This window comes from Polynucleobacter sp. AP-Sving-400A-A2, assembly GCF_018688155.1.
Taxonomy (GTDB): Bacteria; Pseudomonadota; Gammaproteobacteria; order Burkholderiales; family Burkholderiaceae; genus Polynucleobacter.
The window spans coordinates 2,022,266-2,034,533 of the sequence record NZ_CP061312.1; the positions used below are offsets into that span (position 1 = coordinate 2,022,266).

The 12,268-nt window shown below is 47.3% G+C and carries 10 protein-coding genes and 1 pseudogene; 2 read left to right on the forward strand and 9 right to left on the reverse strand.

The features are described 5' to 3' along the window. Position 1: 1 nt before the first annotated feature. Together fmt and def are read right to left on the reverse strand one after the other, a co-directional pair. Positions 2-997, reverse strand: coding sequence for a methionyl-tRNA formyltransferase (gene fmt, locus C2758_RS10625; protein WP_215328287.1), 996 nt, complete (start codon positions 995-997; stop codon positions 2-4). Positions 998-1,004: 7 nt separating this feature from the next. Then, positions 1,005-1,520: a peptide deformylase gene (def, locus tag C2758_RS10630; RefSeq protein WP_215328288.1), complete on the reverse strand. Its 516-nt coding sequence runs from the start codon at positions 1,518-1,520 to the stop codon at positions 1,005-1,007. Positions 1,521-1,591: 71 nt separating this feature from the next. Here def and dprA point away from each other — a divergent pair, with 71 nt between their 5' ends. Together dprA and C2758_RS10640 are read left to right on the forward strand one after the other, a co-directional pair. Further along, positions 1,592-2,290 (forward strand): DNA-processing protein DprA, encoded by a 699-nt coding sequence (gene dprA / locus C2758_RS10635; protein ID WP_215328290.1) that lies wholly within the window; start codon positions 1,592-1,594, stop codon positions 2,288-2,290. Positions 2,291-2,487: 197 nt separating this feature from the next. Beyond that, entirely contained in the window at positions 2,488-5,166 is a 2,679-nt protein-coding gene (locus tag C2758_RS10640; RefSeq protein WP_371817700.1) for a DNA topoisomerase III, read from the forward strand. On the opposite strand, the pseudogene mnmC reads toward C2758_RS10640, so the two are convergent. The 7 genes and pseudogenes from mnmC to rpmH all read right to left on the reverse strand — a co-directional run. After that, positions 5,136-6,227 (reverse strand): annotated as a pseudogene (mnmC, locus tag C2758_RS10775) (FAD-dependent 5-carboxymethylaminomethyl-2-thiouridine(34) oxidoreductase MnmC); the annotation flags it as partial. The gene C2758_RS10640 and the pseudogene mnmC overlap by 31 nt on opposite strands. A gap of 46 nt (positions 6,228-6,273) precedes the next feature. Then, positions 6,274-8,121: a phosphoenolpyruvate carboxykinase (GTP) gene (locus C2758_RS10645; RefSeq protein ID WP_215328293.1), complete on the reverse strand. Its 1,848-nt coding sequence runs from the start codon at positions 8,119-8,121 to the stop codon at positions 6,274-6,276. Between the two features lie 90 nt (positions 8,122-8,211). Then, positions 8,212-9,591 carry a tRNA uridine-5-carboxymethylaminomethyl(34) synthesis GTPase MnmE gene (gene mnmE, locus C2758_RS10650; RefSeq protein WP_215330305.1) on the reverse strand — a complete coding sequence of 460 codons (1,380 nt, stop codon included), beginning with the start codon at positions 9,589-9,591 and terminating at the stop codon, positions 8,212-8,214. Positions 9,592-9,630: 39 nt separating this feature from the next. Beyond that, positions 9,631-11,337: a membrane protein insertase YidC gene (yidC, locus tag C2758_RS10655; RefSeq protein ID WP_215328294.1), complete on the reverse strand. Its 1,707-nt coding sequence runs from the start codon at positions 11,335-11,337 to the stop codon at positions 9,631-9,633. Positions 11,338-11,347: 10 nt separating this feature from the next. Beyond that, positions 11,348-11,584 carry a membrane protein insertion efficiency factor YidD gene (yidD, locus tag C2758_RS10660; RefSeq protein ID WP_215328295.1) on the reverse strand — a complete coding sequence of 79 codons (237 nt, stop codon included), beginning with the start codon at positions 11,582-11,584 and terminating at the stop codon, positions 11,348-11,350. Between the two features lies 1 nt (position 11,585). Continuing rightward, positions 11,586-11,834: a ribonuclease P protein component gene (gene rnpA, locus C2758_RS10665; RefSeq protein WP_251369204.1), complete on the reverse strand. Its 249-nt coding sequence runs from the start codon at positions 11,832-11,834 to the stop codon at positions 11,586-11,588. A 77-nt stretch (positions 11,835-11,911) separates the two neighbouring features. Then, positions 11,912-12,046: a 50S ribosomal protein L34 gene (gene rpmH / locus C2758_RS10670; protein ID WP_011903922.1), complete on the reverse strand. Its 135-nt coding sequence runs from the start codon at positions 12,044-12,046 to the stop codon at positions 11,912-11,914. Between the last annotated feature and the right edge of the window lie 222 nt (positions 12,047-12,268).

A 12,268-nucleotide genomic window follows, 5' to 3' on the forward strand; every position in this document is an offset into this window, starting at 1 on the left:
ATTACTCTTTCTTGAACTGCATTATTTTTTCCTGCGTACGATAGCCCTGCAAACAAGTACTCGCGCTAATCTTTTTTCCGCCAGGCTTTTGCATCTCTAAGATTTCAATCGCGCTATCTCCACACTGAACATACACACCATCTTCACTAAAGCCTAAGACCTGTCCTGGGGCGGCATCTTGGTATATTTCTGACTTACAAGGCAAACAAGAGTTCCAAAATTTCATTTGCTCACCATTCAAACTGCTGGTGGATCCAGGAAATGGATTGAATGCTCGAATACGTCGATCGATTTCTATGGCACTTAACTGCCAATCAATTTCTGCCTCACTCTTTAATATTTTTTCTGCGTAAGTCACGCCATCTACAGGCTGCGGAGTTCTTGCGATCGCGATGCCTTCGCTTAAGTCATTCAGAGTATTAACCATCAACTCGGCACCTAAGGCTGCTAAACGGTCATGAAGTGATGCACTAGTTTCTTGAGGTGTGATTTTTAAATCGCCAACCAGAACGGTGTCGCCAGTATCGAGACCCGCATCCATTTGCATGATGCTCACACCTGTACTGGCGTCACCGCTTTCTATGGCACGCTGTATCGGCGCTGCACCTCGCCACCTTGGCAGGACAGAGGCGTGAATATTAAAGCAACCATATCTACCGTTCTGAGAAGCAAGATCAAGAATGGCTTGGGGAAGAATCAGTCCGTAAGCAACAACTACCATTACATCAAAATCAATGTCGGATAAATATTGAAACGCCTCTTGCGCTGCCGCTCTTTTCTGCAGGTCTGCATGATTCTGCTTGAGCGTTTCAGGTTGCAATACCGGAAGATTTTTCTCTTGTGCAAATGCTTTTACGGGACTTGCTTGAAGATGCATGCCGCGACCTGCGCGACGATCTGGCTGGGTTAGGGCCAGAACAATTTGATGGCCAGAATTTTCTATTGCACGCATTGCTCGTGCAGCAAACTCCGGGGTGCCAGCAAAAACAATTTTCATTGGGCGCTTAGCGCTCGCCTACTAATTCTTTTGCGCGCTTTTTCATTTTGAGGGAAATGCGATTACGCTTCAACATAGAGAGGTACTCAACAAATACCTTGCCTTGCAAGTGGTCCATCTCATGCTGCAAACAAACTGCTAACAAGCCGTCTGCCTCGACTTCAAATTCTTTGCCGTTGATATCAAGCGCCTTAACTCGTACGACTGCTGGGCGATCTACTTCATCATAATATTCAGGTACAGAGAGACAGCCCTCGCGCCAAGATTTTTTTTCTGGGCTTGCCCAAACTAATTCTGGATTAATAAACACCATGAGCTGATCTTGATTGTCAGAAATATCGATTACCACTATGCGCTCATGAATATCTACCTGGGTTGCAGCTAAACCAACTCCGGGGGCCTCATACATGGTCTCGGCCATATCGGCCACAATTTTTTTGATGCGTGCATCTACCAGCGCTACGGGTTTGGCAACCATATGTAGGCGTGGATCTGGATAACAAAGGACGGTTAATAAAGCCATATCGGAATTATCCAACAGAGTAAACAGACTGTCCCGATAGTTCTTTGCAGCCCCATGCTGAAAATTGCCATATGCGCACACCTAAAAATCTAAACATCATCCAAATTCACCGAAATACCCCCGACTACCCAGCTCGTCTATTGGATTTATCTGATCCGCCCAATTCACTCTATATATATGGGGATATACGCGTATTGGATTTACCCATGATTGCCATTGTGGGGTCACGCGCCGCCAGCCCGGAAGGGATCAGGAATGCTTACTATTTTGCGCAAGCTCTATCTGCCGAGGGTTATCTTGTTATTTCGGGACTTGCCAGGGGTGTTGATGGGGCTGCTCACCGAGGTGCACTTGGGCAAAATCAGGAGCATCGAACCTTAGCAGTGTGTGGTAGTGGGCTAGATATTGTGTATCCACGAGAGCATTTGGGTCTGGCCCAAGCTATCGCCAACAGCGGGCTCTTAGTGTCTGAGCTAGCTCCAGGTCTGGGACCAAAAGCTTGGCACTTCCCGCGCAGGAACCGCATCATTGCGGCCTTGTCCCTTGGAATACTCGTGATTGAGGCGGCCGAGCGCTCTGGCTCGCTCATTACAGCTAGGCTAGGTTGTGAGCTTGGTCGTGAGATTTTTGCGATTCCTGGGTCAATACACAGCCCACTTTCTAGGGGCTGCCATCAACTACTGCAGCAAGGCGCCAAGCTAGTTCAATCCCCGCAAGACATCCTCGAGGAGCTGCCAAAATGGCCAAAAACCTCATTTAAAGATATTTAAAGTACTATTTTATAAAAATAGAGGCTTTAATAGAGCCTCGCTAAAGCCCCAAAAATGAGGTTTTTGGACTTTTGTCAATTTATCGGTTAATAATAAAAAAGGGGGTGTGGAAAAGGTCTGGCCAAGATCTGGTTTAAATTGGTCACCCGTTTTCACCCATAAAAACATCATTTCAAGCTCAAATTTAGGCAAAACGCGTGGCAACTAAAGCATCTACCAAAAAAAGCAGCTCCAAGACTTCAAGCGTTGATCACCCTAAAACTCTGATCATTGCGGAGAAACCCTCCGTCGCGAATGACATTGCCAAGGCCTTGGGTGGCTTCACTAAATATGAGGACTATTTTGAAAACGATGACTTTGTTATCTCCTCTGCAGTTGGCCATCTATTGGAGATTGCCGCACCTGAAGAATTTGATGTCAAACGTGGCAAATGGTCGTTTGCAAATCTTCCAGTTGTGCCGCCCTATTTTGACTTACGCCCGATCGCTAAAACTGAATCGCGACTGAAGGTATTGCAAAAACTGATTAAGCGCAAAGACATCAACCAACTCATTAACGCTTGTGACGCGGGTCGCGAAGGCGAGTTGATCTTCCGCTTAATTGCACAGCATGCAAAAGCACCGCAGGCTATTAAACGGCTCTGGCTGCAATCCATGACGCCAGCAGCCATTCGAGATGGCTTTGCCTCCCTGCGCAGCGATACTGATATGCAACCCCTCGCAGATGCGGCACGCTGCCGCTCAGAGGCAGATTGGCTAGTTGGTATCAACGGTACTCGCGCTATGACAGCATTCAACAGCAAGAGTGGCGGATTCTTTCTCACAACAGTCGGTCGCGTACAGACGCCAACACTATCAATCGTAGTTGAGCGTGAAGAGCTCATTCGAAAATTTATCTCCAAAGACTATTGGGAGGTGAAGGCGGAATTTATTGCTGCGGCCGGCGTATACGAAGGACGTTGGTTTGATCCTAAATTCAAGAAAGATACTGCGGCTCCAGATGCACGCGAGAATCGTCTCTGGAGTGAAGCTGCCGCACAAAGTATCGTGGCTGCGTGTCGCGATAAAAAAGCGAGCGTTAAAGAAGAAGCCAAACCAGCAACTCAATTAGCACCCCAACTGTTTGATTTAACGAGCCTGCAACGTGAAGCAAATGCACGCTTTGGCTTCTCTGCTAAAAATACTTTGGGCTTGGCCCAAGCGCTTTACGAGCGCCATAAAGTGCTGACCTATCCACGTACTGATGCCAAGGCCTTGCCTGAAGATTATTTAGATACCGTGAAACAGACCATGGAAAATTTGGCTGAAAACTCACAAGAATATCGTTCGTTCGCCAAACAAATCTTACAAGGTGATCCCAAGGATCCAAAAGCTAAGGCAGGATATGGCTGGATCAAACCGAACAAACGTATCTTTGATAACTCGAAAATATCTGATCACTTTGCGATCATTCCTACCCTAGAGTCTCCAAAGACCCTCAGTGAGCCAGAACAAAAACTGTATGACTTGGTCGTCCGTCGCTTCTTGGCAGTGTTTTATCCTGCAGCCGAATTCCGCGTCACTACTCGCATCACCGAGGCGTCGGGACATCACTTTAAAACTGAAGGTCGCGTACTAGTCACACCAGGTTGGCTGACGGTATACGGCAGATCCAATCAAGCAGATGATGAATTAGTAGCCGTGCAAGAAGGCGAAACCGTCCAAAACGAATCTATTGCGGCGATCCCATTAAAAACCAAACCGCCAGCGCGCTATACCGAAGCAACTTTGTTATCGGCAATGGAGAGTGCTGGCAAATGGGTAGATGACGATGACATGCGTGAAGCGATGGCCGAAAAAGGCTTGGGCACACCTGCAACCCGTGCCGCCATTATTGAAGGCCTGCTGGCAGAGCGATATATGGTGCGCGAAGCACGTGAGCTAATACCAACTGCTAAGGCCTTCCAATTGATGACGCTCTTGCGCGGCTTAGATGTTGAAGAATTAACCAGGCCCGATCTCACGGGCAGCTGGGAAAATAAACTCTCCCTGATTGAGCGTGGTGAGATGAATCGCGATACCTTCATGCAAGAAATTGCGCAGATGACGCAACGCATCGTCAAACGCGCTAAAGAGTATGACAGCGATACCATACCCGGCGACTATGCGACTATGTCTACGCCGTGCCCTCACTGCAAAGGCGCTGTTAAAGAAAACTACCGCCGCTTTGCATGTGAGAAGTGTGGATTTACAATTAGCAAAACTCCAGGTGGCCGCGCCTTTGAATACCCTGAGGTAGAAGAGCTGCTGCGTGAAAAAACTATTGGGCCACTGCAAGGGTTCCGCAGCAAAATAGGTAGGCCATTTGCAGCCATTATTAAGTTGAGTGAAATCCCTGAAGATGATGCTGATTATCCGAACGCAGGCTTTAAGCTTGAGTTTGATTTTGGCAACACTCAAGAGGATGAGTCCGAGGCAATCGACTTTACTGGCCGACAGGCTTTAGGCGTATGTCCAAAGTGTTCTGGTGCTGTATACGAAGATGGTATGCGCTACTTGTGCGAAAGAAATACCGGTCCAGATAAGTCATGTGATTTCAAAACCGGTAAGGTTGTTTTACAACAAGAAATTTCTGCTGAGCAAGTTCAAAAATTGCTGACCGAAGGTAAAACCGATTTGCTAACCAACTTCAAATCTAACCGAACTGGCCGTGGGTTTAAGGCTTATCTTGCCTTGGGCTCAGATGGCAAGATTGGTTTTGAGTTTGAGGCTAAAGCGCCCAAAGCAGGTGCTGATGCTAAAGCGCCAGCAAAGAAACGTGCAGGCGCCAGTGCTGCCACCAAGTCTGCAGCAAAACCTAAACGTGCCAGCAAGGCGAAGTCATCTTCGAGCACTTGAGCTGTAATCAGCTTAGCTGCTAAGGCCGACCAAAGTGCGCCTCTCGAACCCAGGGCTGTTGCTAAAAATATTCCTGGGCGTTGAGTTAGCGCACCAATGATTGGCAAGCGATCGCCCGCAACGCAGCGAATGCCCACAAAGCTTCCTGCCTTTTGAAGTTGCTCTGTATCGCCCTCTAGGTAACTTAATAAGCCTTTTGCTTGCTCGCGATTAAAGTCATCGCTTGTCTTCCAATCTTGAAGATCCGATTCATCCTCATCAAAACTAGAACCCACTATCCACCGGTAGCTTCCATCGGGCAATTGTTCTGCGGGCAAGCAGTAGCCATCGCCAGATATGGCGGTGAACGGTAGTTTTGGTGCCCACGAACTATTTTGATCAACAGAAAAAATACTTAGCTGTCCACGAACCGGTCTCAAGGGAAGTCTTACGTCTATGCTTGCAGCCAAACTTTTAGTTTCTAGTGCTGCTGCAATAATGACTTTGCCGGCCGTCATGATGAGCCCATCTTGAGCATTCATCAACTGCCAGCCCGCATCGACTTTCTCTAGTCGAGCTACAGGGGTATTCCAGTGGCATGTCAGCTTTGGGTGGGGCTTTAGGGCCTGCTGTGTTGCCTCAGATAAATTGAGTGATGCACCCCGTGGAAGCCAAATACCATTTTGATTAATGCCACAAATTTGTAATGCCTGATCCGCATCAAGTGCTTGAGCCATACCTTCATCAAGCTCCAGTGATTTTAGGTGGCTCGCGACATCACCGCGGCTAAACCCCCTGTCTCTCTTGTTTGGCTGAAAGATGCCATGCTGATTCCACGTTTGGCCCCAGCGAGCCTCTGCCATCAAAAATGCAAGGCGGGTCAGCCGCAGTAAGCGGGGGGCGCCTCGGCCAACATGAGGATGAGCAATAGCGTATGCGTGACTTGAACATGCAGATGCAGGGCAGGGGGCAGAATCAACAATGCAAACTGCTTGGCCACGCTCGAGTAGCTCACTGGCAATGCACGCACCCGCAATGCCTGCCCCAATCACCACAATGTCATGGTGTTGGGGTGAGGTCATTTAATAATGATGTTATTAAAAAGGCTTCTTAAATTTCTAGGGGCGCCTAGGCGTTTAAGCGATTCTCGATTTTGCTGCGCGCTTCGATCAACTCTTTTGGCAGGCGCTCGCCTAAATGCGCAAATAATTCTGAATGAAGTTCGAGCTCATTTTTCCAGTCGCTTGTAGCAACGGCAATGGCTTTCTCAAACTTCTCTTCTGAATAATCGAGACCATCCCAATGCATATCAGCGTGTTCTGGGCAAATACCAAATACGGTCTCTATGCCCTTAGCCCTACCTTCAGCACGACCCAAAATCCAAGAAAGTACACGCATGTTTTCGCCAAAGCCGGGCCAAATAAATTTGCCATTTTCATCCTTACGGAACCAATTCACGCAGTAGATCTTTGGCAATACAGCGCCTTCAGCCGCAAGCTTGCTACCGATATTCAACCAATGTTGGAAATAGTCACTCATGTTGTAGCCAGCAAATGCAATCATTGCAAATGGATCGCGACGCACAACACCTACTTGGCCAGTAATCGCAGCAGTAGTTTCAGAGCCCATTGTTGCCGCCATGTAAACACCTTCTACCCAGTCACGCGCTTCGCTCACCAAGGGGACCGTGTTTGAGCGACGACCGCCAAACAAGAACGCATCAATTGCTACGCCTTCTGGATTATCCCAATTAGGATCAACCGCAGGGTTATTGGTAGCGGCTACAGTAAAGCGTGAGTTTGGGTGTGCAGCTTTACGACCAGCGGCGCCATCAGCAGGAGTCCAGTCTTTACCTTGCCAGTCAATTAAATGTGCTGGAGGTGTATCAGTCAAACCTTCCCACCACACATCACCATCATCAGTTAAGCCAACGTTAGTGAAGATCACGTCTTGGTTTAATGAATCTAAGCAGTTTGGATTGGTTTGACGATTTGTTCCTGGAGCAACGCCAAAGTAACCAGACTCTGGATTAATCGCAAATAAACGCGTCTTGCCCGTAATTAAATCTTTGCGTGGCTTGATCCACGCAATGTCGTCACCGACCGTGGTAACTTTCCAACCCTCAAATCCCTTTGGAGGAATCATCATAGAGAAATTGGTTTTTCCGCAAGCAGATGGGAACGCAGCAGCGATATGGTATTTCTTGCCTTCAGGCGATGTCACACCCAAAATTAACATATGCTCAGCCAGCCAGCCCTGGTCGCGCCCCATGTTAGATGCGATGCGCAATGCGAAACATTTTTTACCCAACAAGGCGTTGCCGCCATAACCAGATCCAAAAGACCAAATTTCGCGTGTCTCTGGGTAGTGCACGATGTACTTAGTTTTATTATTAGGCCAAGCAACATCTTTTTCACCGGCAGCCAGTGGCTTACCAACAGTGTGAATACAAGGAACAAATTCGCCGGAAGCGCCAAGCTGATCAATAACCGCCTTACCCATGCGGGTCATCAAGCGCATATTGATAGCAACATATGGGCTATCAGAAAGCTCCACACCGATGTGCGCAATTGGGGAGCCAATTGGGCCCATAGAGAATGGCACTACATACATTGTTCTACCGCGCATGCAACCATCAAACAATGGCTGGAGAGTGGCGCGCATTTCGCTTGGCTCAACCCAGTTATTGGTTGGGCCCGCATCCTCTTTATTTGCAGAGCAGATAAAGGTGCGGTCTTCTACGCGAGCTACATCATCAGGATCTGACAATGCTAAGAAAGCATTTTTACGTTTAGCAGGGTTAAGGCGCTTGAACACGCCTGCACTTACCAACAATTCACAAAATTCATCATATTCAGATTGGGAGCCATCACACCAATGAATTTTGTCTGGCTTGGTTAGGGCAGATACATCTGCAACCCATTGAATCAGCTTTTGGTTTTTTACGTACTCAGGCGTATTGCTATTGACGGTCATGTGAATCCTATGAAATGTAATATTTTTGATCGCACAATTTTAACATTTCAGGCGTCTTTTTTATGGACGAACCTGCTAAGAGCAAGTCTTTTATTTGCCAATACAAAATTGACTAAATATCTTGCCCAAAAGATCGTCCGGGAGTAGCTTCCCAGTAATTTGTCCGAGCTGATCTTGTGCCAAACGGAGCTCTTCTGCAAATAACTCCAGCGATACATTGCCATTAGCGGCAAATTGTTGCGACTGCTCTAGGTGGGTGGCAGCCCTATCCAAGCAATCTAGGTGCCGCCTGCGTGCCACAATCACGCCCTCCTGAGAGCCGCCCCAACCTACCAACTCCAAAATTTTCTGCTTTAGAGCCTCAATACCCTCGCCCGTCTTGGCTGAAATGAGCAAGGCTGGCTTTCCGTCTTGGTTGGGAATGGAGCCACCCAATAGATCTGATTTGTTATTGACCTCTAACACGGGGCATTTCGGGGGCAGCGCTTTTAATATCTGAGTTTTTAACTCCAAAATTTCGGCGCTATTGCTTGTTTCTGTAGAGTTTGGATCTTTCAGAAAAATAACTAGGTCTGCTACCCCAATGGCCTCCCATGATCTTTCTATTCCTTTGGCCTCAACTAGATCACTGGTTTCACGCAAGCCTGCGGTATCAATGATGTGCATTGGGACGCCGCCGATGATAATGCTCTCCTTAACGCGGTCTCTTGTGGTTCCTGCGATAGGCGTAACAATAGCCACCTCTTCGCCGGCTAGGCGATTTAGAAGAGAGCTTTTCCCAACGTTAGGCGCGCCAGCTAAAACCAGTTGGATACCGTCACGCAAAATCTTGCCCTGTTTCGCCCCCTCCCTCAGCGCATACAGCCTTTGCATTACAGCGCTCAGGCGTTCACGGGCTTGGGCATTCTCTAAGAACTCAATCTCCTCCTCAGGGAAGTCTAGGGTGGACTCCACCAAAATACGCAGCTGGGTGATCTCTTCAATCAGGCCATTAATGTCATTTGAGAAAGCGCCCTGCAAGGAGCGTGCTGCGCCACGTACCGCTGCCGCACTTTGAGCGTCGATTAAATCTGCAATCGCCTCTGCTTGGGCTAAATCAATTTTGTTGTTAAGGTAGGCTCGTAAAGAAAATTCGCCGGGCTCAGCAATTACCAAGCTTTGATCTTTTCCCAGCTCAAGACATCGCTTCATGACCAACTCTAAAAGTTGTGGCCCCCCATGGCATTGCAGCTCCAGGACATCCTCGCCTGTAAAAGAGGCTGGGGCTGCAAAATAAATAGCAAGGAGTTGATCAATCGCCTCGCCCCGCTCATCTCGAAGGGTGACTAAGTTTGCCTGCCTGGGTGATAGCGCCTTATTAAATAAGGCCATGGTTATAGGTAAAAGCTGCGGCCCGCTAATACGAATGACGCCGACACCAGCTTTTCCAGGTGCGGTGGCAAGCGCAATGATGGGCAGCTTTCTTGTCATCATTGCGGGCACTCCTTGTATATTTTTCAGCAGCTAAGTTTATTTAGCCAACTTCTTTCCAAACATTTGATTGATCTGCCATTGCTGAGCAATCGATAGCAGGTTGTTCACTACCCAATACAAAACCAAGCCCGCAGGGAAGAAGAAGAACATGACCGAGAATACTAAAGGCATATACATCATTACCTTCGCCTGAATTGGATCGGGTGGCGTTGGATTAAGTTTGGTTTGCACAAACATAGAGGCCGCCATGATGATTGGCAAAATTCCAATTGGGATTGACTTTAAGCCAATCAGGTCACTAATGGATGTATCTGGTAACGAGAGATCGTGAACCCACAAAATCCATGGGGCGCCACGCAACTCAACAGACGACAGCAACACCCAGTACAAAGCGATAAATACTGGGATCTGAATTACCACTGGCAAACAACCGCCCAGTGGATTGATCTTTTCTTTGCGATACATCTCCATCATCGCCTGATTCATTTTTTGTGGCTCACCCTTGAATTGCTCTTTCATGGCGACCAAGCGAGGTTGCACCTCCTTCATGCGCGCCATAGATTTATAGCTTGCGGCTGACAGCGGGAAGAACACCAGCTTAATTAAGATGGTTAATAGGATGATTGACCAACCCCAGTTGCCAACATAAGAATGAATGTTGTCGAGAAGCCAGAAAATAGGTTTCGCCAAAATGGTTAAGTAGCCATAGTCTTTAAGCAACTCAAAGCCTGGGGCGATTGTTTCGAGCACGCGCTCTTCTTGTGGACCGACAAATAGTCTAGCCTTTTCTACAATAGTAGAGCCTGCAGGGACTACGCCCAACGGGGTTTGCATACCAATTCGGTATAAATTGTTATCAATTTTGTTGGCGTAAATATCACGCACTGCCTTGTCGCCCGGAATCCATGCGCTTGCAAAGTAGTGCTGAACCATTGCGATCCATGCTGGCTCACCAGCAGCTACCTGAGTAGGAATGGTGATTTTGTTTTTATCTATTGCCGTGAATTCGAGCTTATTAAACTTTTCTTTATCTGTGTAGGCTGCCGGCCCAGTAAATGTGCTTGCTGAAAATGCGCCGTCAAAAGGGCCAATTTTTTGCTCTTGGGAGGCGTCACGAACAATCTCAGTGTATAGAACAAGTGGGTTGGGGTTGTTGGCGGTTTGTGTAATACGGTGCCCAACATCTACAACATAACTTCCTGGGTTAAGGATGAAAGTTTTTTCAAGCTTAACGCCATTGCGCTCGCTAACTAAGACAATAAATGGGCGGCCTGATTCATCTTTTCCAGATTGAACCAACTTGAAGTTACTGGTGTGATTGGGAAGGTCGCTGTTTAAAGAAATCAATCCGGAGCGCGCGAAGTATTTGTGTGTAGATGTGTATTGAAATAACTCAACGGGTTTGTTTTCTGGTGTGAAAGACTTTAGTAGCTTTGCATCTACGACATTTGCGCCGCTTGAGCTAATTTTCAACACAAGAACATCGTTCTGTAGGGTGAACTTTTCCGCGCCCGCCATTACATCACTATTAATAATTGGGGCTGTTGCAATTACTGGCGCACTCGATAATTGGGTCGGCACATCGGCTCTGCTCGTAGCTGAAGGTTTATCAACGGGCGCTGAAGTAGTTGTTAAGGGTCCGCCAAACATCGATGGCTTACCTTCGTGAACCTGCCAATTGTTGTACAACAACAGGCCTGACATGGAGAAGACTGTCCAGAGAATTGTTTTTTTAAAGTCCATTTGCATTCACTTAATGATGAGATGTTGGTTTTACAGCAGGGTCGTGTCCGCCTTGTGACCATGGATTGCAACGTAAGATGCGCCACACCATCAGCCTAAAGCTTTTGAAAAATCCATAACTAGCAAAACAGTCGCAGGCATATTGTGAGCATGAGGGCATGAATTTACAGTGCATGCCAATAAAGGGGCTAAGGGTTATTTGATAGAGCCTCACAACCTTAATGGCTAACTTGTTAGGTAGGCGCACGTTAAATCAGTCCCACAATTTGCGCTCTCAGGTCTTCTTTTTCTTTGCTTCGGAGTCTGCCGCGCGTTTCTCGACCAATTGGTTTTTTTAGCTTCACCACAACATCACTGTTAAGGCTTGTTGCTTGAGTGTTTCTAAGCAGCTCACGAATCATGCGCTTAAGTTGGTTGCGATCTACCGCACGTTTAGCCAGCTTTTTAGCTACCGCAATACCCAAGTCTGGTTTTTCGCCCTGATTTGGAGAAGCCAAATACAAACCCCAACACAAACTTGTCTTAGGGCGTGTTTTTAGTAATTCAGAAATCCTGGCGCTATTCAACTGCTAAATTAAACGGCGAGGCGTTTGCGACCTTTGGCGCGACGAGCATTTAATACAGCACGCCCACTCTTGGTTTTCATGCGAATACGGAATCCGTGAGTGCGTTTACGACGTGTTACTGAGGGTTGGTATGTTCTTTTCATGATTCATCCTGCAAAACCCAGTATTTTCCTTGTTGCCCGGCAAAAGGTCAACCGCTATAGAAGAATATATAGGCATTTTTCTCTATTTATTTGGCGAAAATTCAATAAGCCATTAATTTGTATGGGGGTTTTTATGTTATTCACAAGTTATCCACAGGTTTTCCACGTTTTTCTGGCTTGTGGATAACTTAATGGGGTCGCTACAATGAATCCTCTAAAAAT